The sequence below is a fragment of the Aeromonas sp. D3 genome (genome assembly GCF_027705025.1).
Taxonomy (GTDB): Bacteria; Pseudomonadota; Gammaproteobacteria; order Enterobacterales; family Aeromonadaceae; genus Aeromonas; species Aeromonas salmonicida.
Window position 1 is genome coordinate 1 of the sequence record NZ_JAPDBE010000053.1, and the last position, 26,673, is coordinate 26,673.

Consider the following 26,673-nt stretch of genomic DNA (forward strand, 5'->3'; position numbering starts at 1 on the left):
AAACCAAATCAACAGGTTTCGGATTTTTACACATCAGCAGGATCGGTCAATGGATCCTTAACTGATCGGCATTAGCCGACAAGGCCCTTTTTTAATTGCTGTCAAATCCGTAGCAATGACTCAGCCAGGGTCAATCAGACCGCCAGAGAGGCTTGCAGCCGCCCCACGATAGGACCGTTGGCATCCGGGAACTGGTATTCATGCAGTGATGCCAGCGGCACCCACAGGCACTCCTGCCCCTCCTTGCCAAACGGCTCACCGCTAAAACGGGTTACCTTCCAGATATCCAGCAACACCTGCTTCTCGGGGTAGTCATGATGCAGCTCCATGAAGGGAGCGCAATCCAGCACCCGGATACCAATCTCTTCCCACAACTCCCTGTCCAGCGCGGTGAGTAGGTCTTCCCCCGCCTCTACCTTGCCACCCGGGAACTCCCAGCGATCGCCCTGATGGCGGTCTGAAGAACGCTTGGCGATGAAGATATCGCCCTGCTCATTCTCGATGACGCCAACCGCCACCCAGATCCGTTTTTTCTGTTCCATCTTGTTACCTTTGCACACTATGCCTGACCGGGCCGTTCGATGCGCCCAACCTCCGGCTGGGTGAACGGCCGATGATGCCTGATATCCGATAACCCTTCGCCAAGTGGTGCCACCACAGTGACTTCGCCACCCTCTGACAAAAACAAGGCGGGCACCGGGCCCGCCTTGTCATGGCACTGCGTCGATCAGGTCAACTGACCGTGGCAATGCTTGTATTTTTTGCCGGAGCCGCAGGGGCAGGGATCGTTGCGACCGATCTTCTGCTCATCCCGCACGAAGGTGGTGTGACCCTCTTCGGCAGCGGCCTCTTCATCGGCCAACTGGCTCTCTGCGGTGGCATGGGTGTAAGTGCGGGGAGCGGCTTCGGACTGCTGGCGCTGCTGCTCTTCCAGGGCTTCCACGTCACGCTCCTGCACCTGAACACGGCTCAGTATGCTGACCACGTCGCGCTTGAGGGTTTCCAGCATCTGGGTGAACAGATCGAAAGACTCGCGCTTGTACTCCTGCTTGGGGTTCTTCTGGGCGTAGCCGCGCAGATGGATGCCCTGACGCAGGTGATCCATTGCCGCCAGATGCTCCTTCCACAGGCCATCCAGGGTTTGCAGCATCACCGCCTTCTCGAAGTTGCGCAGCACCTCGACACCGACCAGTTCCTGCTTGTGGGCATAGAGTTTGGTGGCTTCGTCCAGAATGCGCTCGCGTAGCTTCTCTTCATACAGCTTGTCATCTTCCGCCAGCCACTGCTGCAACGGCAGATCCAGCCCGAAATCGGCTTTCAGACGCGCTTCCAGACCCGGCACATCCCACATCTCTTCCAGAGACTGGGGCGGAATGTATTCGTCTATCACGGCGCCATAGACGTCGTCACGGATGACGTGGATGGTCTCGGAGATATCGTTGGTATCCAGCAGCTCGTTGCGCTGCTCATAGACCACTTTGCGCTGGTCGTTGGCCACGTCATCAAACTCGAGCAAGCTCTTGCGGATGTCGAAGTTGCGACCTTCCACCTTGCGCTGGGCATTTTCGATGGCCTTGGTTACCCAAGGGTGCTCGATGGCCTCGCCCTCTTCCATGCCCAGCTTCTTCATCATGCCGGTCACGCGATCGGAGGCGAAGATCCGCATCAGGGTATCTTCCATGGAGAGATAGAAACGGGAGGAGCCCGGGTCACCCTGACGACCGGAACGGCCGCGCAGCTGGTTGTCGATACGACGGGATTCGTGACGCTCGGTACCGATAATGTGCAGACCACCTGCGGCCAGCACTTCATCGTGACGCACCTGCCAGGCCGCTTTCAGCTCGGCGATTTGCTCGTCAGTCGGGTTATCCAGCTGGGCAATCTCGGCCTGCCAGTTGCCACCCAGCACTATGTCGGTACCACGACCGGCCATGTTGGTGGCAATGGTGACGGCGCCAAGCTGACCAGCCTGAGCCACGATTTCCGCTTCCATGGCGTGGAACTTGGCGTTCAGTACCTTATGCGGAATATTCTCCTTGGTCAGGATGCCGGAGAGCAGCTCTGAGTTTTCGATTGAGACAGTACCCACCAGCACCGGCTGACCACGGGAGACACAACCGCGAATGTCTTCGACGATGGCGGCATATTTCTCCTGGGCAGTCAGATAGACCAGATCGCCCATGTCTTTACGCACCATCGGCTTGTTGGTCGGGATAACTACTGTATCCAGGCCGTAAATCTGCTGGAATTCAAAGGCTTCGGTATCCGCCGTGCCCGTCATGCCCGCCAGCTTGTCATAGAGACGGAAGTAGTTCTGGAAGGTGATAGAGGCCAGAGTCTGGTTCTCGTTCTGGATCTTGACCCCTTCCTTCGCCTCGACGGCCTGGTGCAGGCCATCAGACCAGCGACGACCCGGCATGGTACGGCCGGTGTGTTCGTCGACGATGACGATCTCGTCTTTTTGCACTATATAGTCGACGTTGCGCTCAAACAGAGTGTGGGCACGCAGACCGGCGTTGACGTGGTGCAGCAGGCTGATGTTGGTCGCGGAGAACAGAGAGTCCTCTTCGGCCAGCAGCCCTTCTCGCTTGAGCAGCTCTTCCACGAAAATCTGACCATTTTCGGTCAGCAGGGCCTGACGGTTCTTCTCGTCTACCGTGTAGTGACCTTCGCCTGTGTACTCTTCGGTATCTTCCTTGTCCTGCTTGATCAATTGCGGGATCAGCTTGTTGACCTGGATGTAGAGGGCGGAGCTGTCTTCGGCCGGGCCTGAGATAATCAGCGGGGTACGAGCTTCATCGATGAGCACGGAGTCGACTTCATCCACCAGCGCGTAGTTGAGCGGACGCTGGACACGCTGCTCGGGCGAGAACGCCATGTTGTCACGCAGGTAATCAAAACCGAATTCGTTGTTGGTACCGTAGGTAATATCTGCAGCATAAGCGTCACGCTTCTGGGACGCATCCATACCGGGCACGTTGCAATCGACCGTCATGCCGAGGAAGGTGAACAGGGGGCGGTTAGCCTCGGCATCACGCTTGGCCAGATAGTCGTTCACCGTCACCACGTGCACACCACGACCGCTCAGGGCATTCAGATAGGCCGGCAAGGTAGCAGTCAGCGTCTTGCCCTCACCGGTTTTCATTTCAGCGATGCGGTTGGAGTCAAGCACCATGCCGCCGATCAGCTGGACGTCGAAGTGACGCATGCCAAACACCCGCTTGGAGGCCTCACGCACGGTCGCGAACGCTTCCGGCAGCAACTGATCCAGCGTCTCACCCTGCTCCAGGCGCTGACGATATTCAGCTGTCTTGGCCTGCAACTCGCTATCGGACAAGGCCTCGAACTGAGGCTCCATCGCATTGATCTGTTTTACAATTTTGCGCAAAGCCTTGAGCGTTCTGTCGTTCCGGCTGCCGATAATCTTGGTAAGCAGTGTGCTAATCATGGGTACCAACTATTTCTGGTTATATAAGTGTTCCGTCACTGGAACCTGGAGAAAAAAACCTAACCCCGTCTGGCGTTGAGAAAGCGTGCGGGGTTTACCTGACGACCGTCTTTCAATACTTCGTAATGCAAATGGACCCCGGTCGCGCGACCGGTGCGTCCCATCAAGGCAATCTTCTGACCCTGATCGACTAGCGTGCCAACTTCAACCAGCAACTTGGAGTTGTGGGCATAGCGGGTCACCAAACCATTGCCATGGTTCACTTCCACCATGTTGCCAAATTCCGGATGGCGGCCTGCCCAGCTGATGATGCCCGGGCCCGTCGCCAAAATAGGGGTACCGGGCTTGCCACGGAAATCGACCCCTTTATGCATCTTGGCGCGACCATTGAACGGGTCGACCCGACCACCAAAGCCTGACGAGATCCAGACCCGCTCCTGTTTGACAGGCGAGCCTGAAATAAAACCGGCATCGGCTATATGGTGATTCATGATGAAAGATTCAAGTACCGACAGCTGCTCTTCACGACTGCTGAGCTGCTGGCTGAGATGCTTCATGGAGTCCTGCAATTCATTCAGGTTGACTTCCAGATCCACATCATAGGAAGGACCGCCCATAGGGGGCAGTTCCTTGAAATTGAACTCCTCGGGATCGAGGTCTGCCTGCTCGGTCAAGCGTTCACCGAGCGCATTGATACGACCCAACTGCCCCTGCATGGTGCCCACCTGGGCGGCCAGCATGGCAAGCTGTTCGCGGGCTTCATCTGCCCCTTGAGTGGATGTCTGTTGCTCGGCCATGGCCAGCGCCACTTCAAGCGCATCCATTTTCTGGTGCCAGCTCTGCCAGAGCCAGCCGCCACCCAGGGCCAATACAGAGAAGAGGATTCCGCCGACCCAGGCCAGACGTTGTTTGGGCAAATGCAACTTGCGTCGCTGCTTGCCGTTGAGGATCAGGGTAATGCTCATAGAAATCTGTCTGCTCGGTCAGGTGAGGCCAGGAGCCTGCACGGGAAATAAAACCGGGAGATAATCGGTATCGGTATCAGGATGGAAAAATGAATGACAGGACGTCGGTGCGGAGAGATGACCGACGTCCTGTTGCACAGCTATCAGGCCAGAACCAGACCGTTATCGTAGTAAGCGATAGGCGCTTTGGCACCCTCACCCTCGAAGGTCACCAGTTCCCAGGCCTCCTGCTTGGCCAGCAAGGCACGCAGCAGCTTGTTGTTCAGAGCATGGCCGGTCTTGTAGGCACGGAATTCGCCGATAATGCTGCGGTTACACATATAAAGGTCACCGATAGCATCCAACATCTTGTGTTTGACGAATTCATCTTCATAACGCAAGCCATCTTCGTTCAGTACCCGGTAGTCATCCAGCACAACGGCATTTTCCAGGCTTCCGCCCAATGCCAGGTTCTGGGAACGCAGGTACTCGATGTCACGCATGAAGCCAAAAGTACGGGCACGACTGATCTCTTTCACGAAAGAAGCACCGGAGAAGTCCAGCACGCAACGCTGATTGCGTCCTTCAAATACCGGATGCTGGAAGTCGATCTCGAGATCCATTTTGAAGCCGTTGCGATAGGGGTGGAATTCCGCCCACTTGTCGCCGTCTTCAACCCGAATGCTCTGCTTGATCCGCACAAACTGCTTGGCAGCATTTTGCTCGCGGATACCGACTTCTTGCAGCAGGTAGATAAAGGGGTGCGCACTGCCGTCCATCACCGGGATCTCGGGTGCGTCAACCTCCACATAGAGGTTGTCGATCCCCATCCCGGCCAGCGCGGCAGAGAGGTGCTCAATGGTAGAGACACGGACACCGGCTTCGTTGACCAAAGCGGTACAAAGCACGGTATCGCGCACCTGATCGGCATTGGCTGGCAGCGCTACCACAGGATCAAGATCGGTACGCAAGTAAACGATCCCTGTGTTAACAGGCGCCGGACGGAACGTCATTGTGACTTTCCGGCCCGAATGCAGGCCAACACCAGTGGCCTGGACACTCGTTTTCAAGGTTCTTTGTCTAATCATGGGCGTATCCGCTTAACAGCTCATATTCCGGACCAGATGGTCGTTGGCAGGCCATCTTAGCACATTCCTTAAGCAACAAACAAACTAGTGCCATTAGAGGCTTAGTCAGCTTGCTTGCGCAGGAACGCAGGAATATCGAGATAATCCGGTTCACGACGAGCTTGCGGCTCGGCGTTGACCACCTTGGCCGGGGCCTCTTCCATCACGCGAGACTGCAGGGCTTCGCTGATCAGGGGCTGACGGGCCGGACGCTCTTGTACCATATTGTTTTTTACGAGCGTGATGTCGGGCTTGCGCTCGGCACCGATACCGGTAGCCACCACGGTCACACGCAGTTCGTCGTGCATTTCCGGGTCGATTACGGTACCCACCACCACAGTGGCGTTCTCGGAAGCGAAGGCCTTGACCGCGTTACCCACGGTTTCGAACTCTTCGATGGTCATGTCCATGCCGGCAGTGATGTTGACCAGGATGCCACGGGCACCGGCCAGATCCACGTCTTCCAGCAGCGGGCTGGAGATGGCTTTCTCGGCCGCTTCTTCGGCACGATCATCACCGGAGGCGGAACCGGTACCCATCATGGCGGTACCCATTTCACGCATCACGGTACGCACGTCCGCGAAGTCGACGTTGATCAGGCCAGGACGGGTGATCAGCTCGGCGATCCCCTGTACCGCACCCAGCAGCACATCGTTGGCTGCCTTGAAGGCGTCCAGCAGGGAGATGCCACGACCCAGCACCTTCAGCAACTTGTCGTTGGGGATGGTGATCAGGGAGTCGACGTTCTTGGACAGCTCTTCGATGCCGTGAGCGGCGAAGCCCATCCGTTTTTTCCCTTCGAAGGAGAACGGCTTGGTTACGACAGCAACTGTCAGTATACCCATCTCGCGGGCCACTTCGGCCACGATCGGTGCAGCACCGGTACCGGTACCACCACCCATGCCGGCGGCGATGAACACCATGTCGGAACCGGTCAGCAGCTCACGCAGCGCTTCCCTGTCTTCCATGGCCGCATCACGACCCACTTCCGGATTGGCTCCGGCACCCAGACCCTTGGTGATGCCACCACCGATCTGCAGAGTTGTGTTGGCGCTGGAGTTACGCAGAGCCTGGGCGTCGGTGTTGACGGTAATGAATTCGACACCTTCGATGTTTTGACGAACCATGTGCTCGACTGCGTTACCGCCGCCGCCACCCACACCAATCACTTTAATGACGGCTTCGTCAGTGTGGCTATCCATAAATTCAAACATGTTGTCTCTCCGCTTTATTTGCCTGACTCAGCAAAATCTTTTAGAACTCGCCACGCAACCAGTTGCTGACCCGTTTGACCAGCCCACCTACGCTTGCCTTGGCGGCATATTCCTTGCTACTGCCTGAAGATTGATGGGTGCGGCCGTACTGCAGCAACCCGACCGCGGTCGAGTACACAGGTGCCTGCACATAATCACTCAATCCCCGTATATTCATGGGCTCTCCCACCCGGACCTGGCTTTGGAAGATCTGCTCTGCACACTCCACAATGCCTTCGATCTGGGCAGCGCCGCCGGTTAAGACCACACCGGCTGCCAGCTGATGCTTGACCCCCTGCGCTTTCAACTCGCTTTGTACCCGCACCAGCTCATCATTCACCATGGAGAGCAACTCGGTGTAACGGGGTTCAATCACTTCAGCCAGTGTCTGCCGTTGCAGGCTACGCGCCGGACGACCGCCGACACTGGGTACTTCAATATTGTCTTCCTTGCTGACCAGACGGCCGAGGGCACAGCCATAGCGCACCTTGATCGCTTCTGCGTCAAGCGGCGGTGTGCCGAAGGCGTAGGCGATATCGCTGGTCACTGTGCTGCCGGCGTACGGGATCACCTTGGTGTGGCGCAGGGCACCGCCGGTAAACAGCGACATGTCCATGGTACCGCCACCTATGTCCACCACGCAGACACCCAGCTCTTTCTCGTCTTCGGTCAGCACGGCATAGCTGGAAGCCAGCGCGGAGAAGATCAGCTGATCCACTCGCAAGCCGACCTTCTCCACACATTTTTCAATGTTGCGGGCCATGTCGTTGTGGCAGGTGATCAGGTGCACCTTGGCCGCCATCCGCACACCAGACAAACCAACCGGGTTCTTGATCCCTTCCTGGTAGTCGATGGCAAACTCCTGGGGCAGCACATGCAGCACCCGCAGCTCATCGGACAACCGTACCGACTTGGCGGTGTGGATGACGTTGTCCACGTCCTCCTGGGTCACCTCCTCATCGGAGATGGGCACCATGCCGGTTTCGTTGCGGCAATCGATATGCTTGCCGGACAGCCCCAGATACACAGAGCTGATCTGGCAGTCGGCCATCATCTCTGCCTCTTCCACCGCACGACGCAGGGACTTGACCACGGAATCGAGATCGTTGACCCCGCCCTTATCCATGCCACGCGAGGCGTGACTGCCCATGCCGATGACATTGAGCTCACCGTCTGGCAGCACTTCGCCGACCAGAACCGCCACCTTGGTTGTGCCGATATCCAGTCCGACAATCAGATTTCTATCTGCGGTTTTGGTCATTCACTTTCTCTTCGTTCTTCTTCCAGCCAACTGCCATTCCGGTGTCATATCGAAGATCCACATAAGCAACCCGCTCACGGGGTTCGATGACCGGAAAAGCATCGATAAACCGCTGCAGTCGGAGCGCAATATCCGCGCGCCCCAAAAACAGCTGAATGTTGCCATCCAGGGTCAATTCCCAGGCATGGCGGGGAGTCAGATTCACCCCCAGCAACTTGTATCCTCTGGCCGCCAGCTGCGCCTCGTACTGACGACTGGCTTCCAGCACCTTGACGGCCTGGTCTTCAGGCCCGGATAGCTGCATCAGGGGGGTCTTCACCCTGTCCGGCGCACTGAACACCTCACCCTTGGTGTTGACGAAGCGGTTGCCATTCCAGCGTGCCGCTACCGCCTGTTCGGTGAGATAGACCTTGATCTTGTTTGGCCACTTCTTACGTACAGAGACCTGGGCCACCCAAGGCAAGGCGTTCAACCGCGCCTGTAATTCGTTAACGTCCAACTCGAAGAAGTTACGCAGCTCGGCACCATCCAGCACGGCGCTACGCAACTCGTCGGTTTGCAAATACTGGTGTTGCCCCTGCAGCAAGAGCTCGCTCATGGGCAACCGGTTGGCATCCGTCAGCCAACCTTTAACATCCAGCGCAGTCTGGTAGAGACCCCACATGACCAGGATGAAAAATGTCACCCCTGCAATGAAGCCACCCTTGGTGCGCCCTTGTGCACTTGCCTCCACCCGATCTTTCCCCGTTTAACGCGCCACTTTGGCCCTTTGCAGACCGGCTCGCCATTATATAGGCGCCGGCTTGGCGGTCAAAATACTCATTGGGCCCTCAGGCGCCGGATTTCATGCTGTCGATGCTCAATTTCATCTCACTGAGGCGACGGGACAAGGCACCTACGTTCCCGGCCCCCTGGGTCAGCACCAGATCCCCCTCGCCAATCAGGTCCGCCAGTATCGCAGGGACATCGTCCGGAGTAGCGGCAAAGATGGGTTCCAGGCTGCCACGGGAACGGATGGAGCGGCACAACGCTCGACCATCTGCCCCAGGGATTGGCTCTTCGCCGGCGGCATAGACTTCCAGCATCACCAGCACATCCACCTTGGAGAGCACGTCCGAGAAGTCTTCATAGAGATCGCGGGTACGGGTATAGCGGTGTGGCTGGAACACCATGACCAGGCGCTTGTCCGGCCAACCGGCGCGTGCGGCATTGATGGTCACCTTGACTTCGCTCGGGTGGTGACCATAGTCATCCACCAGCATGGCCTTGCCACGACCTGTCTCGAATTCACCATATTGCTGGAAGCGGCGCCCTACCCCTTCAAACTTGGCCAGCGCACATATGATGGCATCATCGCCGATCCCGTCTTCGGTAGCGACAGCAATCGCTGCGGCAGCATTGAGCGCATTGTGGATGCCAGGCAGGTTCAAGGTCACTGCCAGCTCGCCTGCATCCTTGCGACGCACCCGGAAACAGCTGCGATTGCTGGTCTGCACGAAGTCCAATACCTGCACATCGGCGTCGTCGCTCAGACCGTAGGTAATGGTCGGGCGAGCGATCTCGGGCAACATGCCACGGATAACGGGGTCATCCACACACACCACGGCCAGACCGTAAAACGGCAGGTTGTGCAAAAAGTCGATGAAGGTGGCCTTCAGCTTGGAAAAGTCGCCACCGTAGGTTTCCATGTGATCCGCTTCGATGTTGGTCACGATGGAAACCATGGGCTGCAGATGCAGGAAGGAGGCATCGCTCTCGTCCGCTTCTGCAATCAGATAACGGCTGCTGCCCAGACGCGCATTGGTACCGGCGCTGTTGAGCAGACCGCCAATGACGAAGGTCGGATCCCGGTCCGCTTCGGCATAGATGCTCGCCACCAGACTGGTGGTGGTGGTCTTGCCATGCGTCCCCGCTATGGCGATACCATGACGAAAACGCATCAGCTCGGCCAGCATCTCGGCGCGGCGCACCACAGGTATACGCAACTCGCGGGCGGCCAGCAACTCGGGGTTATCCTGCTTGATGGCGGTAGAGACCACCACCACGCTCGCCTCGCTCACGTGTTCGGCACTGTGCCCCACGAAGATATGGGCACCCAGCGACGCCAGTCGCTCAGTCACCGCATTTCGGGCCAGATCAGAACCGGTCACCTGATACCCTTCGTTGGCAAGCACCTCGGCGATCCCGCCCATACCGGCGCCACCTATGCCGATAAAGTGGATGCGACGCACCCGACGCATTTCAGGGATCATGGTACGCAGTTTTGCCAGTTCAACCTTGGTCATAGTTCTCTCTCATTCTGCCCGGTTGCAAGTCGCTTGCATTCATCGGCAACCCGCTCGGCGGCATCGGTAATAGCTACGCGACGGGCGGCCTGGGCCATGTTCAATAGGGTTTCCCTGCGCCCGGCAAGCCAGGAGAGACGCGCAGCCAGCGAGGCCGTGGTCAGCTCGGATTGGGGCAGGAATTCAGCAGCGCCACCATCGACCAGGGTCAGGGCGTTGCGGGTCTGGTGATCATCCACCGCATGGGGCAGTGGCACAAAAATGGCGGCGACGCCGGCAGCGGCCACTTCGGAGACGGTCAGGGCCCCCGCGCGACACACCACCAGATCGGCCCAGGCATAGGCATCGGCCATGTCCTTGATAAACTCGCTCACCTCGGCCTCGACGCCCTGTTTGGCATACGCCTGTGCGACAGATTCACGGTTGCCCTTGCCACACTGGTGACGCACTTCAATTGGCACGCCGGCAGCCGCAACCGCCGCTGGCACCTGTTCGTTGAGCACCCGGGCTCCCAGGCTGCCACCGACGATCAGCAGATGCAGCGGCTCTGTGCTGCTGCTTCGCTGCGGATCCGGCAAGGCGACCACTTCGGGTCGAACCGGGTTGCCCACCACAGCGGTGCGACGACTCGGCGCAAATGCCCCCGGGAAGGCCATCAGCACCCGTTTGGCGAGGCGCGCCAGCAGTTTGTTGGTGAGGCCGGCCGCCGCATTCTGTTCGTGCAGCAGCAGGGGAATACCGGACAGCCAGGCCGCCACGCCGCCAGGGCCTGAGGCAAAGCCGCCCATGCCGAGCACAACGTCGGGCCGTATGGTCTTGAGCACGCGGCGAGCCTGCAGCACCGACTTGACGATGCGATAGGGTGCGGCCAGCAGACGCTTGATGCCGTTGCCACGTACTCCCTGAATGTCGATGAAGGAGATGGGATAACCGTGGGCGGGCACCAGCTCGGCCTCCATACGGTCGGCGGTGCCGAGCCAGTGGATGGTCCAGCCCTGGGCCTTGAGGCGATCGGCCACGGCCAAGCCAGGGAACACATGGCCCCCGGTACCGCCTGCCATCACCAGCAGTGTCTTGCTCACGAAACCTCCCGCACACGCGCCTGGGCACTGGCCTGACGCAACTCGAAATCGATACGAACCAGCATGCTCACCGCCACCATCATGATGATGAGACTGGAACCGCCATAACTGACCAGCGGCAGGGTCAGCCCCTTGGTGGGCATCATGCCGCTGGCGGCCCCGACGTTGACAAAGGTCTGGAAGCTGAACCAGATACCGATGCCGATGGCCAGATAGCCTTCATACAAGCGCTCGGCAACCAGAGCCTGGTGACCCAGCTTGAGCGCCTTGAACGAGAGCGCAAAAATGAGAAACAGCGCGCCCAGCACGCCGGCATAACCCAGCTCTTCACCCAGGATCGCAAACACGAAGTCGGTGTGGGCTTCTGGCAGGTACTCCATCTTCTGGATGGAGTTGCCAAGCCCCTCACCAAACCAGCTGCCACGACCAAACGCCATCAACGACTGGGTCAGCTGGTAACCGCTGCCGAACGGATCGGCCCAAGGGTCGAGGAAGGAGGTTACCCGCCGCATCCGGTACGGCTCGGCGATAACCAGAGTCACCACGGCGCTCACCCCCACCAAGATAAGGCCGATGAACTGGCCCAGGCGCGCCCCCGCCAGAAACAACATCCCCAGAGAGGTGACAAACATCACGACTACAGAACCCAGATCAGGCTGGGCCAGCAGCAGAATAGCGACCACGAACAGCACGGCCATCGGCTTCATGAAGCCGATGAAGCGCTCGCGCACCTCGCTCTGGCGGCGCACCAGGTAGCCCGCCAGATAGACAAACAGCGCCAGCTTGCCAAACTCCGCCGGTTGCAGGTTGAAGGGGCCAAGGGGCAGCCAGCGGATAGAACCGTTGACGCTGCGCCCCACCAGCAACACCAGCACCAGCATCAGGATGGCGAGTACCAGCATGGAACCGTTGTAATGCTGCCAGCGTGCCATGGGCACTTGCAGCACAAACCAGGAGATGCCAAGCGCCATCACCAGAAACAGGCCGTGACGCTTCACGAACATGAAGGGATCGTTGTTGATGGCGATCCCCTCCGGGATCGAGGCCGAGGCCACTATCACCAGCCCCACCGCCATCAATGCCAGCGCCAGCACCACCAGCTGCCGATCGTAGAGACCCGCAGGGCGCGCCGGTAACAACCAGCGTTGCAGCAATCCTGCGACGGAGCGAAGGGCGCTCATAGTGCCAGCACCATTTTGGTGAAGTGATCACCACGGGCTTCGAACGACTTGAATTGATCCAGGCTGGCGCAGGCCGGCGCCAGCAACACCCAATCACCCGGTCTGGCATCGGCCGCGGCCTTGGCCACGGCAGCGTCGAGGTCAGATACCCGCTCGGTCTGCTCACCGAGGGCAAGCAGTATGTCGGCATCCTGACCGAAGCAATACATGTGATCGATCTGGTGGCCAAGCAGTGCCTGCAGCGGACCAAAATCCTGTCCCTTGCCCTGACCACCGGCCAGCAGCAACAGGCGTCCCTTGACCGCTTCCCGCACACCCGCCACGGCAGCCAGAGTGGCGCCCACATTGGTGGCCTTGGAATCGTTGATCCAGCGCACTCCGTTCACCTCCCGCACGAAGCGGGCACGGTGGGGCAGGCCTTCAAAACGGCGCAGCACGGCGAGTTGCGGCTCGCGGGGAATACCCACCGCATCGCACAGGGCCATGGCGGCCAGGGCATTCGCCTGATTGTGAGCACCGACGATCTTCATTTCGTCCACGGGGAGCAGCGGCTCACCGTGCAGGGTCAACCAGTGGCGGCCATCCAGCAGGCAGCGGCCATAGCCGTTGCAGTCGAGACCGAAGCTCTGCCATACCTGACCCACGTCGGGCTGGGTCTGGACATCGTCCCGGTTGACCAGAATGTGTTTGGAATGCTGGTGGATCTCCATCTTGGCGGCGCGGTAATCGGCCATGCCCTGATAACGATCCATATGGTCTTCAGACAGGTTCAGCACCACGGAGGCGGCGGCACGCAGGCTGTGGGTGGTCTCCAGCTGGAAGCTGGAAAGCTCCAGCACGCAGAGATCCATCGGCTGCTTGAGCAGCTCCAGCGCTGGCGTACCTATGTTGCCACCAACGCCAACCTTGAGGCCGGCCTCGGCAATCATCTCGCCGACCAAGGTGGTGACTGTGCTCTTGCCGTTGGAACCCGTGATGGCGATCACCGGCACCTGTGTCTCGCGCACGAACAGCTCGATATCGCCAACGATACTCACCCCGAACTCGGCCGCAGCTTTCAGTTCGGGAGTGGCCAGGGCAATGCCCGGGCTCGCCACTATCATGTGCGCCTGCTTGAGCAGATCGCCATCCAGCCCATGGATCAGTTCTACCTCGGCGGGCAGTTGATCCTTGCCAGGTGGATTGGCGCGGGTATCCATCACCAGAGGCGTGACGCCACGGCCGAGGAAGTAGTCGACGCAGGAGAGTCCGGTTTTACCAAGTCCGATGATGATAACCATGGCTTACCTCACCTTCAGGGTGGCGAGGCCAAGCAGCACCAGCATGAGAGTGATGATCCAGAAACGCACGATAACGCGCGGCTCCGGCCAGCCTTTCTTCTCATAATGGTGATGGATTGGCGCCATGCGGAAGATGCGCACGCCGCGCAGCTTGTAGGATCCCACCTGCAGGATCACGGAGACGGTCTCCATCACGAAGACCCCCCCCATGATCACCAGCAGAAACTCCTGGCGCACCAGCACGGCTATGGTGCCAAGCGCGCCGCCGAGGGCCAGGGAACCGACGTCCCCCATGAAGACCTGGGCCGGATAGGTATTGAACCAGAGAAAGCCCAGGCCCGCACCGACGATGGCGGTGCAGACGATCACCAGCTCGGAGGTATAGGGCACGTAGGGAATATGCAGGTAGTTGGCGAAGTTGACGTTGCCGGTCGCCCAGGCGATCAGGGCAAAGCCCCCTGCCACCATCACGGTCGGCATGATGGCCAGCCCATCCAGACCGTCGGTCAGGTTAACCGCGTTGGAGGTGCCGACGATGACAAAATAGGTCAGCACTATGAACATCAGTCCCAGCTGCGGCATCACATCCTTGAGGAAGGGCACCACCAGCTGGGTCTGGCCGTCGTGGGTGGCCGTGGTATAGAGGAACACAGCCACCAACAGCGCAACGGCGGATTGCCAGAAGTACTTCCAGCGGGCGATCAGGCCGTCGGTATTCTTGCGCACCACCTTGAGGTAGTCATCGGCAAAGCCGATGGCACCGTAGGCACCGAGCACGAACAGCACCAGCCAGACATAGGGGTTGTCGAGACGGCTCCAGAGCAGCACAGAGATGAAGATGGCCGCGATGATCATCAGCCCCCCCATGGTCGGGGTGCCCCGTTTGCTCAGATGAGATTCGGGGCCGTCGTTGCGGATCACCTGGCCGAATTTCAGGATCTGCAGGCGACGGATGAGGTGAGGCCCCATCCAGAGCGCCACCACCAGTCCGGTGATGATCGACAAAATGGCCCGAAACGTCAGGTAGGAGAAGACGTTGAAGAAGGTGAAGTGCGGGGTAAGCAGTTCCGCCAGCCAGACTAGCATGTGGCTGACTCCTGACGGTCAACGACCATCTTGACGATATCTTCCATGCGGGAGCCGCGGGCACCTTTGACCAGAATCGAAATTTCTTGATGTGTATTTATCATTTGCGCAAGCACTTCAAACAACGACGCCTTGTTATCGAAATGTCGACCAGCCGCGGCATCTGCGGTGTGGCGACTCTGTTCCCCTACTGTCAGCACGGCGTCCAGACCGCACTCACTGGCATGGCGTCCGACCCTGGCGTGTTGCTCGGCAGACTCCTCACCCAACTCCTTCATGTCACCGAATACCAACACCTTGTAGCCGCCCATGGCAGTCAGGGCATCGATGCCCGCCAGCACGGATTCCACACTGGCGTTATAAGTGTCATCCACCAGAGTGAGACCACCCCAGCGCTGTACGCAAAAGCGTCCCTTGACCGGCGCCATCTGCTCCAGCCCCGCCTTGACGGAGGCAAGCGAAGCTCCGAGCGCCAGACAGCCTGCGGCAGCAGCCAGGGCATTGGCCACGTTGTGGCGACCTGGAATGGCCAGAGTCAGGCTCAATTCCCCGTTCGGCGTCACCATCACGAATTCGGCGCAGCCCTGCCCGTTGAGCGCTATGCCACGGGCATGGAAAGGCTGGTTCTGATCCTCGATGGAGAAGGCACAGTGGATCCCGGCTGCCTGCCACTTGGGCCAGAAGGCGCTATCGGCGTTGACGATGGCGGTTCCCTGCTCGCTCAGACCTTCAAAAATCTCGCTCTTGGCGTGAAAGACACCCTCAAGGGAGCCGAAGCCCTCCAGATGGGCCGCCGCCACGTTATTGATGAGGGCGGCATCGGGTCGGGCCAACGACGTGGTCCAGGCGATCTCGCCCGGGTGGTTGGCACCCAGCTCCATCACCGCAAACTGGTGCTGCGGTTCGAGCCGCAACAGGGTCAGCGGCACGCCCACTTCATTGTTGAAGTTGCCGGCGGTGGCCAGCACTTCCCCTTCGTGGCGCAAGATGGCGGTCGCCATCTCTTTCACCGTGGTCTTGCCGCAGCTGCCGGTAATGGCCAGCACTTTCGGATTGATGCGCTCGCGCACCAGCTTGCCGATATGTCCCAGTCCCTTGAGACTGTCGGTCACGACAAGCTGTGGAATGGCCAATGGCAGCTCGCGCTCCACCAGCAGGGCAGACGCCCCTGCGGCAACGGCCTGATCGCAAAAATCGTGGGCATCAAAACGCTCGCCGCGCAGCGCAACAAACAAGGCGCCCTTCCCCAAGGTGCGGGTATCGGTACTGACAGTCGTGATCTCGCCGTCTTCACCAATCAGGCGGGCATCGAGCACCTGCGCCAGGTCGGCAAGCCTGAGGGTCATCATGTGAATGACTCCAATAATGTGTGCAAGGCGGCGACGACGGTTTCCCGGTCGCTGTAGTGCCGCTTGTCGGTTCCAATGATCTGATAATCCTCGTGGCCCTTACCGGCCACCAGGATGATGTCCTGTTTGCTCGCCTGACCGAGGGCCAGTGCAATCGCCTTGACCCTGTCGTGCTCGATCTGCACGGCAGCAGGATCGCGAAGGCCCGCCACCATGTCCGCCATGATCTGGGCCGGCTCCTCGGTACGGGGGTTGTCGTCGGTGAGGATCACGCGATCCGCATGCTGCTCTGCCATGGCCGCCATCATGGGGCGCTTGCCGCGATCCCGGTCGCCACCGCACCCTACCAGACACCAGAGCTGACCTTCACAGTGCACCCGCAGGGCCTGCAACGCCTTCTCCAGCGCGTCCGGGGTATGGGCATAATCGACCACGGCGAGCGGTGCATTGCCGCCACCGAAGCACTCCATGCGACCGGTCACCGGCTGCAATTGAGGCGCGGTTGCCAACAGCGCGTTGAAGTCATAACCGAGCACCAGCATGGCGCCCATGGCGGCCAGCACATTGCTGACGTTGAAGCGCCCGAGCAAGGGGGCGGATAATACACCATTCCCCCAACTGGAGTTAATCTGTGTGCGAAAACCTTGTTGGTGGAAGTGGGGATCCTGCGCCGTCAGCTGTCGACCCGGATGATCTGCAATCGAGCCGTTTACGCTGAATGCCACCGCGCCAGGATAGGCCGCCAGCCACTGACGCCCCAGCCGGTCATCGGCATTGATGACGGCGCAGGGTTCATCGACCAGTTTGAGCAGCTCTTCCTTGGCGGCGCCATAGGCTTCCATTGTGCCGTGGTAGTCCAGATGATCCCGGCTCAGGTTGGTGAAAACGGCGGCAGCAAACGGCAGCGCCGCAACGCGATGCTGTACCAGACCATGGCTGGACACCTCCATCGCTACCAGATCCGCCCCCTGCTGTTGCAGGTCTGCAAGATTGGCCTGCACCTGCACGGCACTGCCGGTGGTGTTTTCTGCTTCAACCAGCTCACCGAACAGGCCATTGCCTATGGTGCCCATCACGCCGGCCTTGCCACCCAGCAGGGTGCGCCAGTTGGCAACCAGCAGCGCAGTGGTGCTCTTGCCGTTGGTACCAGTGATGCCCACCAGATCCAGCTTGTTGGCTGGTTGCCCGTAAAAATAGCCAGCCAGCTCGGAGAGCCTGGCAGGCAGATTACGGATCCCGATGCAGGGAATGGTCAGAGGCGGCGCGACAAATTCCCCGTCCTCCTCAAACACGATGGCGGTCGCTCCCTGAGCCACCGCCTGTTCGATAAACCGTCTGCCATCCATCTGATGCCCGCGGATAGCGATAAAGAGACAGCCTGGCCCGACCCGCCGACTGTCCAGCTGGATATCGGTGAGGCTGAGCGCCGGAGCATTGATGCCGAAGGGGCGCAGCAGTGAATCAAGTGCGCGGTGCAACATGGGAAGCCTCCGTACAGGCGAGAAGGCGGGTGCTCAAACGGTAAAGCAACATGGAAAAGGCCCCGAGAACAACAGGAACAAACAAGGAATGCAGCAGATCAAGTACGTGGCGCAGCATGGGTGGCCTCCGTACGGGCAAGCTTGGGGGGTACCGAAGGCGGTATCGCATCGGGACGAATATTGAAAAGTTGCAGCACCCCACCCATGGCCTCGGCAAACGGTGGCGTCGCCACGGCACCGCCATAGTAAGCGCTGCCCTTTGGCTCGTTGATCACCACCACCATGACGAAACGGGGATTGCTGGCCGGGGCGAAACCGGCAAACCAGGCCATGTAGTCCTTGCCGTAACCGCCGGCGACAGCGACTTTGGCGGTACCACTCTTGCCACCAACCCGATAGCCTGGGATCTGTGCTTTCGGGATGGCATTGCTGACCACATACTCCAGCGCCTGCAGCATGGCGGTGGCATTGTTGTGGTCGATGACCTGCTCACCCTTGGGCGGCGTGGTTACCTTGACGATGGAAAGCGGCACCCGCTTGCCCTTGTTGGCCAGGGTGGCATAGGCAGACGCCAGTTGCAGCGGGGTGACCCGCAGACCATAGCCAAACGAGAGGGTTGCCCGCTCGATATCGGACCAGCGGCGGCGCTGGGGCAGCATGCCGCTGCTTTCGCCCATCAGACCACTGCCGGTATCCATGCCGAAGCCGACCATGCTGAGGGTATTGATCATCTCCTGCGCCGGCATCCGCAGCGCGATGCGCGACATGCCGATGTTGGAGGAGTAGCGCAATATGTCATACAGGTTGGTCGCTTTGTGGATACTCACGTCGCGGATCTGCTTGGCCCCGATAAACAGGGGCCCACCCGGGATAATGTCCTTCCAGCTGGTGACACCCGCCTGCAGGGCGCTCAACAGGATCAGGGGCTTGATGGTCGAACCCGGCTCATAGGTATCTGTCACTACTCGGTTGCGCACCCGGAAACTCTGGTACTGACCACGGTTGTTCGGGTTGTAGGAGGGGGTGTTGACCATGGCGAGCACCTCGCCGGTCTTGATATCCAGCATCACCATGGAGCCGGACGTCGCCTTGTTCTCGTCGGTGGCATGCTTGAGGGCTCGATAGGCGAGCGCCTGTACCCGTTGATCGATGCTCAGCTGCAGATCGTTGGCGTTCTTGCCCTCTTTGACCAACCCGAGTCGCTCTATGACCCTGCCCTGGCGGTCTTTGCGCACCCGCATCTCGCCCGGCGTCGCCGTCAACCACTCGTTGTAGCTGCGCTCGATCCCCTCGATGCCACTGCCATCTATGTTGGTGACCCCCACCAGATGGGCGCTGATCTCGCCGGTCGGATAGAAGCGACGCGCCTCGGGACGCAAATAAATGCCGCCCAGCTTGAGGCCCTTGATGTATTCCGCCACTGCCGGTGTCACCTGCCGCTGCAGATAGACGAAGCGCTTGCTCGGGTTGGAGATGCGGTGCTTGAGGGTATTGATGTCGAGCTTGAGCACGGCAGAGAGCGCGAGCCAGGCGCGCTCATTATGGATGGCGCCAGATTCGTGCACGGTTTTGGGGTCGGCCCAGACCGCTTCTACCGGTACTGACACCGCCAACTGTTCGCCGTTGCGATCCGTGATCATGCCACGCACAGCCTGGGTGGAGGTGGTTCGCAGGGAACGCATATCCCCTTCCTGGCGCAGTCGATCCGGGTCAATTACCTGGATCCAGGCCAGCCGCAGGATCAGGCCGGCAAACGCAATGCCGATAAAGAACACCAGCGTGCGAAAGCGCCACGGATAGAGTGACGGCGCTTTGGCTTTGGGTGGAGTCTTGGCAGATGCCTTGCGTTTCATGGTTGTGTAATTACCTTCTCGGTGGTCACCAGCGGGCGAGCCATCTGCAACTTGTCCATGGCCAGACTCGCCACCCGGGAATGCTCAGCCAGGGTGCCCTGTTCCAGCAGCAGGTGGCGCCATTCGATGTTGAGTCGATCCTCCTCGGCCATCAGATCGTTCTGCTTGGCTGTCAGACCGCGAGTCATGTTGGTCACCAAGATCACACCAAAGGCGGTGATCAGCACAGCAAAGGCCAGTACAACCGGCAACTTGTGCCGCCAGAGATCAGCGAGGATCTCTTTGGCCAGATGAACACGCACCTCGCTCATGGCTTACTCCGCCAGACGCTGGGCGACCCGCAGCACAGAGCTGCGGGATCGGCTGTTTTCGGTGACTTCATGCTCGGAAGGCTTGAGCGCCTTGCCGACCGACTTCAATTTGCGACCACCGGCCAGTTGAGCTTCGGTCAAGGGGATGCCGCGCGGCACTTCGGGGCCTTTCTCGTGCTTGCGGATGAAGTGTTTCACCAGCCGGTCTTCCAGCGAGTGGAAGCTGATGACGGAGAGGCGCCCTTCTGGTGCCAACGCTTGCAGTGCACCGTCCAGCGCTGTCTCTATCTCGTCCAGTTCGCTGTTGATATAGATACGGATCGCCTGGAAGCTGCGTGTGGCGGCGTGCTTGCCCTTCTCCTTGCTCGGATTGACCCGGGCAATCATCTCAGCCAGCTGGCGGGTGCGTACGTAGGGCTCGGTGACCCGATCGTGGACGATGGCGCGGGCTATCTTCTTGGCAAAGCGCTCCTCACCGAAGGTCTTCAAGACCCAGGCGATATCATCCACATCGGCACGGGCCAGCCACTGCGCGGCACTCTGGCCGGAGGTGGGATCCATGCGCATGTCGAGCGGGCCGTCCTTCATGAAACTGAAACCACGTTCGGCATCATCCAGCTGGGGTGAAGAGACACCGAGATCCAGCAGGAAACCATCCACTTTGCCCAGCAAACCGCGCTCATCCAGATAGGAAACGATACCGGAGAAGGGACCATGCACGATTTCAAAACGGGGATCCTGGATCTTGGCCGCCTCGGCAATAGCCTGGGGATCCCGATCGATGGCGATCAACCGGCCATTGGGGCCAAGGTGCTGGAGAATGAGACGAGAGTGACCACCCCGGCCAAAAGTACCGTCCACGTAGATGCCGTCCGGCTTGATGGCCAGCCCGTCAACGGCTTCGTGCAACAGCACTGTGATGTGTTCAGCGGCTTGGGTCATTTATAAAGAAAAATCCTGTAGTCGTGGCGAGCTTGCCCAGTCATCCTCAGGCAGGCCCTGAATGTCATCATTGACCTGTTGTTGCCAGCGGGCTTCATCCCACAGCTCAAACTTGTTGAGCTGGCCCACCAACATGATCTTCTTGTCCAGCCCTGCGTGGCTGCGCAGTGGCTGGCTCAGCAGCAGACGGCCATTGCCGTCCAGCTCGCATTCGGTCGCATGGCCGAGCAACAACCGCTGCAAGCGGCGTTCTACGGGATTCATGCTGGAGAGCATCTTGAGCTTGCGCTCGATCTCTTCCCATTCGTTCAGGGGGTAAAGCAGCAGGCAAGGATGGGCAATATCTATGGTGCAGACCAGCTGGCCGTCGCTTTCGTCGCGCAGCCAATCACGGTACTTGGTCGGAATCGCCAGTCGCCCTTTACTGTCCAGGCTGATGGCATGTGCACCACGCAACAAATTGCAGTCCCTGAAAATGAGTTAAGGGGGCAAATCGCCCGATAAAAACCACTTTGATCCACTTTTCCCCACCTTGAAGTTTAAGGACGTGCTGAGGGCTTTTCAAGCGAGGATATCGGGCATGGGGAACATATTGACGCAGCGTTTGGTCACTAAGGATTAAATGAGTTGATTTTCCACAGGTTATTTGTGTTAACAGCGATATGATTAATTGAAATCAATTAAAAAATAAACAAGTTGAACGAATAAGACACTCCTGTGTCATCTCTCGTTGGCCCAACGACAAACAACGCTCACGCTGCACACAGATGAACCATAACCATATGATTTATAAATAACAATTTTGGTGAAGAATCATTTATCAACAAATATCACGGCTCAAACAGGGCAATATTTCTCCGAAAATAAAAAAGAGCCCCACGATAAATCGCGGGGCTCTTCGGAATGAGGTCGGAGTCGGCCTGTAAGCCGGGTTCTGTACCGGGTTGCCCCGGGTAGCAATCATTCCTCTAGGCCAGCAATCGCTCGCTGGCTCAAGCAACCTACCCGCCCCCAACGCGGGCCGCGCCAATAGGGGCCTATTTGGTCTTGCTTCGGGTGGAGTTTACCGTGCCACGAACTGTTACCAGACGCGCGGTGCGCTCTTACCGCACCCTTTCACCCTTACCTGATCCCTTGCGGGCCATCGGCGGTTTGCTCTCTGTTGCACTGGTCGTGGGCTCACGCCCCCCAGGCGTTACCTGGCACCCTGCCCTATGAAGCCCGGACTTTCCTCCCCTCCGCCCGTCTGTCCCAAGGGACACAACGACGAAGCAGCGATTGCCCAGCCGACTCCGAGGCGCGGATTATAGCCTCGTGACACTGTGGGGTAAACCGGCAATTCCCGTTTACAGCAATTAATAGTGCTCTAATCCGTACTTGTAGAGGGCATTTTTCTTCACACCATGGATTTCCGCGGTGAGTGCCGCCGCTTTTTTCAGTGGCAACTCGGTCACCAGCAACCCCAGGGTACGGATCGCCTCGGCAGGCAGCTCTTCTTCCGCTTTGCTGGCTCCCGCTACCACCAGCACTATCTCGCCACGGCAGCGATTATCATCCTGACCAAGCCAGGTCAGCATCTCGGAAGCGGGCAGACCATGGATGGATTCAAAGGTCTTGGTCAATTCGCGACACACCACCACCTGGCGCTCCCCCAGAATGCGAGCAATCGCTTCTACCGTATCCTGCACCCGACGTGGGGATTCATAAAATACCAGTGAGCGGGTGTCTTCGATCACGGCCTGCAATCTGTCATCACGCCCTTTGCTTTTGGCGGGCAAAAATCCTTCGAAGGCGAAGCGGTCGGTCGGCAAACCGGCTGCGCTCAGGGCCGTAATGGCGGCACAAGGACCAGGCAGTGGTACCACCTTGACGCCTGCTTCGCGACAGCGGGTGACCAAGTGGTAGCCTGGGTCACTGATGAGCGGAGTCCCCGCATCGGAGACCAGGGCGACGGTCTTGCCTTCCTTGATCCGGCCGATCAGCACATCGGCTTTCTGCTGCTCGTTATGATCGTGCAGCGCGAAGGTAGGTACCGAGATTTGGTAGTGGCTCAGCAGGATACCGGTATGACGCGTATCCTCGGCAGCCACCAGATCGACACTGCGTAAAATGTCCAATGCACGCTGGGTAATGTCCGCCAGATTACCGATCGGAGTGGGGACTATATACAGGGTTGGGATGTCACTCATGGGATCTCCGAGTGTCCCGACAATTGTGTCGCCATATTGGCCCGTTTACACTATGGGGAACTTCAACACTGGTCGGGGAATGAACTTGAACCGGGTTACAAAGCAGCTAAGTGTATCACGACTCTTCGGCATCATACTCGCGGCAGCACTGCTCGCCGCCTGTGCGTCGGGGCCCAATCAACCTTCCGGGCAGCCAGGTATGCCGTCGGCCTTCTCGGATCTGACCAAAAATGCCCAGTGGTATCTGGAGCAGGTGGATCCTGTCAAACCTGCCGAAGCCTTTACCTGGCAGGTGATGGCGGCACGCAGCTACTTGGCACTCGGCCAGGCCAAGCCGGCCTCGGCGCTATACCAGCAACTACAGAAGCAGGCCCAGAGCGCGGAGCAGAAAGCGCAGCTGCAACTGTTGCAGGCACATCTGTTGCTCGCCCAGGGCAACGCCAACCAGGCGCTGATCCTGCTGGAGGGCAAACCCGACGTGCCGCTGGATGCCGATACGCAGAAAAATTGGTATCGCCAGCGGGTAGTGCTGCAGCTGGATATCAACAACAAGTTTGGTGCAGCCAAGTCGCTGATCTTGATGGAGCCCTATCTGGCCCAGAATGAGCTGGCGACCAACCATCAGCAAATCTGGTCTCTGCTGAAAAGCATGACGCCTTCCACCTTGCAGGCACTGGAAGAGGCACCAGCCCCTGACGTGACCACAGGTTGGCTGCGACTGGCGGCACTGGTTAACGAGTTCGGTGCCCAGCCCAGTCAGTTGGCCCGTCAGCTGGCAGGATGGAAACAGGCTTTCCCTGACCACCCGGCCCAGAAAGACATGCCGGCCGGTCTGGGGGATCTCGCCACCAGCCACATCAATGCGCTGCAGCAGATCGCCGTGTTCCTGCCGCTCTCGGGCAATCTCGAGCCGCAGGGCGCAGCCATTCGCAACGGTATGTTGATGTCTTACAAGGAGAATCAGAGCCAATTTACCCTGAACTTCTACGACACCCAGACCAAGGCGATGGGCGAACTCTACAAGCAAGCCATCCAGGAAGGGGCCAACATGATCATTGGCCCGCTGCTCAAGGACAGAGTCGAGGAGCTGCTCAAGGCCAATCCGACCGTGCCAGTGCTGGCGCTGAACGAGTTGGACAAACCTATCGTCAACGACAGCACCTTCTACTTCTCGCTCTCTGCCGCTGCCGATGCAGCCCAGGCCGCGCAATATCTCTACGGTCAGGGTTACCGAAAACCGCTGCTGATCGCGGCCCAGGGCCGAATTGGCTACAGCAGTATCAAGGCATTCGAGCAGGCGTGGGCCACAGTGAGTCAGGACAAGCCGGTCGTGGCCACCTTTGGTGCTCGTAACGAAGTGCAGGGCATGGTCAAGAATGCTCTGAGTGGTCGCTCGACCGCACGTGCCGGGGAGGTGGTACAACTATCCGCAGCCGCGCCACGCAGCATAGATGTGGTCTACGTGGTCGCCAATAGCCTGGAGACCCGGATGATCAAGCCCTACGTGGACATCTCGGTCAATCCCATGGGCAGCCTGCCCATCTACAGCAGCTCACGCAGCTACGACAGCGCCACCACAGAGGTCGCCTCCGAGCTCAATGGTATGCACATCTCAGACATGCCGCTGCTGCTGGGTGGCTACGAGCAGCAACGGGAGCAGATCGCATTGCTCTGGCCGCAGACCCAGGGTGACCTGATGCGCCTGTTCGCACTGGGCTACGATGCCGTCAGCCTGGCAGAAAACCTGCAGCAGATGCGCAAGGTCAATGCCATGCAGCAACCAGGCATGAGCGGACAGCTGAGCGTGGATGCCAATGGCAACATTGTGCGGGTACTGGATTGGGCCACCTACCAGAATGGTGAACTGGTCAGCGACAGTGCAGCACCTCAGCTTGAGGGAGCCCCCAATGAAGGATCTATTGGCACGGATGAGCCAGCAGTGGCAGAACCTGTTTCCGTCACCGACGAGCAAGGGACAACACTTTGAGCAAGTAGCGGAACGCTGGTTGCAGGCTCGTGGCCTGCAACCCGTGACGCGCAACTACCGCTGCCGCGGCGGCGAAATCGATCTCATCATGCGCCAGGGGGGTACCCTGGTGTTTGTTGAGGTCAGATACCGCGCCCATGCCAGCCATGGCGGGGCCGCCAGCTCTGTCACCCGGCGCAAACAGCACAAGATCGTGCTGGCAGCGCGCCACTATTTAACGCAACATGCCATCAACGAGGCCAGTCAGGCCTGCCGATTCGATGTGATCGCGTTTGAGGATGACCAGCCAAACTGGATCCAGAACGCATTTTAAGAGGACCCTATGACTGACCGCATCAAAGAAAACTACACCGAAAGCATCCAGACCAAAATTGCCGCCGCCGAGGCGCTGCCGGACGCTATCCATACTGCGGCCCAGATGCTGACCATCTGTCTGCTCAATGGCCACAAGGTGATGGCATGCGGTAATGGTCCCTCTGCGGCGCTGGCCCAGCTGTTCATCTCCGAGCTGGTCAACTGTTACGAGACCGAACGCCCTTCCCTGCCGGGCATGGCACTGACACCAGATATGGCCACCATCAGCGCTATCGCCACTGATCATGGCTTCGAAGAGGTCTATGCCAAACAGATCAGAGCCCTGGGGCAAGCCGGCGACATCCTGGTGGTCATCACCACGACAGGCAACAGCCGCAGCCTGATCAAGGCCGCAGAGGCCGCTCTTTCACGGGATATGACCATAGTGGTGCTCGGCGGGGGAGACGGTGGGGAAATCGCCGGGCTGCTCGGTCCCAACGATGTGGAGATCCGGGTACCATCCGCCCGACGCCCCCGTATTCTGGAGGTTAACCTGTTGACCCTGCACTGCCTGTGTGATCTCATCGACCAGACACTTTTCCCGCAACAGGAAGATTGAAACCATGAAGAAGCAAATTCTCCTGCTCGGCCTGCTGGCTGGCACCCTGCTGCTGCAAGGCTGCGCAGCCGTGGTGGTAGGCGGTGCCGCAGGCACTGCCAAGGCTTCCGGCGATCGCCGCACTCTGGGTGCCCAGTGGGATGATCAGGCCATCGAACTGAAAGCCGCCAATCTGCTGGCCGACAACAAACCGCTCAGCGCAGCCAGCAAGATCAGCGTCTACAGCAACAACGGCCGCGTACTGCTGGTGGGTCAGACACCTTCTGACGCTTACAAGCTCGAGGCTGGCAAAATAGTTGCCCGCATCGATGGCGTACGCCATGTCTACAATGAGCTGCGACTCGGCCAGCCAGTCAGCATAGGGGTACGCAGCAATGACTCCTGGATCACCTCCAAGGTCCGTGCAGACATGCTGGGGGCCAAGAACTTCGACAGCGCCAAGGTCAAGGTGGTCACCGAGAACGGCGAGGTGTTCCTGATTGGCCTGGTGACTCGCAAGGAAGGGGACCAGGCCGTTGAGATCGCTCGCCACGTCAGTGGCGTGAAGCGCGTGATCAAAGCGTTCGAGTTCGCCCAGAACTGAGCAAGCAGGTAGCAAACAGAAATAAAAAAACGCAGCCAGTTGGCTAATGCCGATCAGTTAAGGATCCATTGACCGATCCTGCTGATGTGTAAAAATCCGAAACCTGTTGATTTGGTTT

23 protein-coding genes and 1 other RNA gene are annotated in these 26,673 nt (G+C 59.1%); 4 read left to right on the top strand and 20 right to left on the bottom strand.

Annotated elements, in window-relative coordinates; translation table 11 throughout:
- Positions 1–134 precede the first annotated feature (134 nt).
- The 20 genes from mutT to rsmI all read right to left on the bottom strand — a co-directional run bounded on the left by mutT (position 135) and on the right by rsmI (position 23,072).
- Positions 135–542 (bottom strand): 8-oxo-dGTP diphosphatase MutT, encoded by a 408-nt coding sequence (gene mutT / locus OKC28_RS20770; protein ID WP_005314168.1) that lies wholly within the window; start codon positions 540–542, stop codon positions 135–137.
- 185 nt (positions 543–727) lie between these two features.
- Positions 728–3,448, bottom strand: a complete 2,721-nt coding sequence (gene secA, locus OKC28_RS20775) for a preprotein translocase subunit SecA (protein ID WP_021140335.1) — start codon at positions 3,446–3,448, stop codon at positions 728–730.
- A gap of 59 nt (positions 3,449–3,507) precedes the next feature.
- A complete protein-coding gene (locus OKC28_RS20780) occupies positions 3,508–4,413 on the bottom strand; it encodes a M23 family metallopeptidase (protein WP_021140334.1) in 906 nt (301 codons plus the stop codon).
- Between the two features lie 143 nt (positions 4,414–4,556).
- Positions 4,557–5,480 carry a UDP-3-O-acyl-N-acetylglucosamine deacetylase gene (gene lpxC / locus OKC28_RS20785; RefSeq protein ID WP_017412296.1) on the bottom strand — a complete coding sequence of 308 codons (924 nt, stop codon included), beginning with the start codon at positions 5,478–5,480 and terminating at the stop codon, positions 4,557–4,559.
- Between the two features lie 101 nt (positions 5,481–5,581).
- Positions 5,582–6,733 carry a cell division protein FtsZ gene (gene ftsZ / locus OKC28_RS20790; RefSeq protein ID WP_005305686.1) on the bottom strand — a complete coding sequence of 384 codons (1,152 nt, stop codon included), beginning with the start codon at positions 6,731–6,733 and terminating at the stop codon, positions 5,582–5,584.
- A 40-nt stretch (positions 6,734–6,773) separates the two neighbouring features.
- On the bottom strand, positions 6,774–8,033 hold the full coding sequence (gene ftsA, locus OKC28_RS20795) for a cell division protein FtsA (RefSeq protein WP_005314183.1): 1,260 nt from the start codon (positions 8,031–8,033) through the stop codon (positions 6,774–6,776).
- Positions 8,014–8,766, bottom strand: coding sequence for a cell division protein FtsQ/DivIB (locus OKC28_RS20800; RefSeq protein WP_021140332.1), 753 nt, complete (start codon positions 8,764–8,766; stop codon positions 8,014–8,016). Before OKC28_RS20800 ends, ftsA begins: the two co-directional genes overlap by 20 nt.
- Before the next feature lie 97 nt (positions 8,767–8,863).
- On the bottom strand, positions 8,864–10,318 hold the full coding sequence (gene murC / locus OKC28_RS20805; RefSeq protein ID WP_058394594.1) for a UDP-N-acetylmuramate--L-alanine ligase: 1,455 nt from the start codon (positions 10,316–10,318) through the stop codon (positions 8,864–8,866).
- Positions 10,315–11,400, bottom strand: coding sequence for an undecaprenyldiphospho-muramoylpentapeptide beta-N-acetylglucosaminyltransferase (gene murG / locus OKC28_RS20810; protein WP_059169184.1), 1,086 nt, complete (start codon positions 11,398–11,400; stop codon positions 10,315–10,317). The genes murC and murG overlap by 4 nt, the downstream gene beginning before the upstream one ends.
- On the bottom strand, positions 11,397–12,581 hold the full coding sequence (gene ftsW, locus OKC28_RS20815) for a cell division protein FtsW (RefSeq protein WP_256685986.1): 1,185 nt from the start codon (positions 12,579–12,581) through the stop codon (positions 11,397–11,399). Before ftsW ends, murG begins: the two co-directional genes overlap by 4 nt.
- Positions 12,578–13,861 carry a UDP-N-acetylmuramoyl-L-alanine--D-glutamate ligase gene (gene murD / locus OKC28_RS20820; protein ID WP_256685988.1) on the bottom strand — a complete coding sequence of 428 codons (1,284 nt, stop codon included), beginning with the start codon at positions 13,859–13,861 and terminating at the stop codon, positions 12,578–12,580. The genes ftsW and murD overlap by 4 nt, the downstream gene beginning before the upstream one ends.
- A 3-nt stretch (positions 13,862–13,864) precedes the next feature.
- Positions 13,865–14,947: a phospho-N-acetylmuramoyl-pentapeptide-transferase gene (gene mraY / locus OKC28_RS20825; protein ID WP_005314196.1), complete on the bottom strand. Its 1,083-nt coding sequence runs from the start codon at positions 14,945–14,947 to the stop codon at positions 13,865–13,867.
- Entirely contained in the window at positions 14,941–16,296 is a 1,356-nt protein-coding gene (gene murF, locus OKC28_RS20830; RefSeq protein WP_021140328.1) for a UDP-N-acetylmuramoyl-tripeptide--D-alanyl-D-alanine ligase, read from the bottom strand. The genes mraY and murF overlap by 7 nt, the downstream gene beginning before the upstream one ends.
- Entirely contained in the window at positions 16,293–17,777 is a 1,485-nt protein-coding gene (gene murE / locus OKC28_RS20835; RefSeq protein ID WP_256685991.1) for a UDP-N-acetylmuramoyl-L-alanyl-D-glutamate--2,6-diaminopimelate ligase, read from the bottom strand. The genes murF and murE overlap by 4 nt, the downstream gene beginning before the upstream one ends.
- Before the next feature lie 98 nt (positions 17,778–17,875).
- Positions 17,876–19,630, bottom strand: coding sequence for a peptidoglycan glycosyltransferase FtsI (locus OKC28_RS20840; RefSeq protein ID WP_005314203.1), 1,755 nt, complete (start codon positions 19,628–19,630; stop codon positions 17,876–17,878).
- A complete protein-coding gene (ftsL, locus tag OKC28_RS20845; protein ID WP_005314205.1) occupies positions 19,627–19,941 on the bottom strand; it encodes a cell division protein FtsL in 315 nt (104 codons plus the stop codon). The genes OKC28_RS20840 and ftsL overlap by 4 nt, the downstream gene beginning before the upstream one ends.
- A gap of 3 nt (positions 19,942–19,944) precedes the next feature.
- Positions 19,945–20,883, bottom strand: coding sequence for a 16S rRNA (cytosine(1402)-N(4))-methyltransferase RsmH (gene rsmH, locus OKC28_RS20850; RefSeq protein WP_256685994.1), 939 nt, complete (start codon positions 20,881–20,883; stop codon positions 19,945–19,947).
- Entirely contained in the window at positions 20,884–21,342 is a 459-nt protein-coding gene (gene mraZ / locus OKC28_RS20855; protein ID WP_021140324.1) for a division/cell wall cluster transcriptional repressor MraZ, read from the bottom strand.
- A 448-nt stretch (positions 21,343–21,790) separates the two neighbouring features.
- Positions 21,791–22,177, bottom strand: an RNA gene (rnpB, locus tag OKC28_RS20860) — RNase P RNA component class A.
- Positions 22,178–22,238: 61 nt separating this feature from the next.
- A complete protein-coding gene (gene rsmI, locus OKC28_RS20865; RefSeq protein ID WP_059169180.1) occupies positions 22,239–23,072 on the bottom strand; it encodes a 16S rRNA (cytidine(1402)-2'-O)-methyltransferase in 834 nt (277 codons plus the stop codon).
- 199 nt (positions 23,073–23,271) lie between these two features.
- Here rsmI and OKC28_RS20870 point away from each other — a divergent pair, with 199 nt between their 5' ends.
- The 4 genes from OKC28_RS20870 to dolP are packed head-to-tail and all read left to right on the top strand — an operon-like array spanning position 23,272 to position 26,555.
- On the top strand, positions 23,272–25,059 hold the full coding sequence (locus OKC28_RS20870; RefSeq protein ID WP_238155206.1) for a penicillin-binding protein activator: 1,788 nt from the start codon (positions 23,272–23,274) through the stop codon (positions 25,057–25,059).
- Entirely contained in the window at positions 25,001–25,372 is a 372-nt protein-coding gene (locus tag OKC28_RS20875; protein WP_219592505.1) for a YraN family protein, read from the top strand. Before OKC28_RS20870 ends, OKC28_RS20875 begins: the two co-directional genes overlap by 59 nt.
- Before the next feature lie 9 nt (positions 25,373–25,381).
- A complete protein-coding gene (locus OKC28_RS20880) occupies positions 25,382–25,972 on the top strand; it encodes an SIS domain-containing protein (protein ID WP_005314325.1) in 591 nt (196 codons plus the stop codon).
- A 4-nt stretch (positions 25,973–25,976) separates the two neighbouring features.
- Positions 25,977–26,555, top strand: a complete 579-nt coding sequence (gene dolP / locus OKC28_RS20885; RefSeq protein WP_256686001.1) for a division/outer membrane stress-associated lipid-binding lipoprotein — start codon at positions 25,977–25,979, stop codon at positions 26,553–26,555.
- Positions 26,556–26,673: the final 118 nt, after the last annotated feature.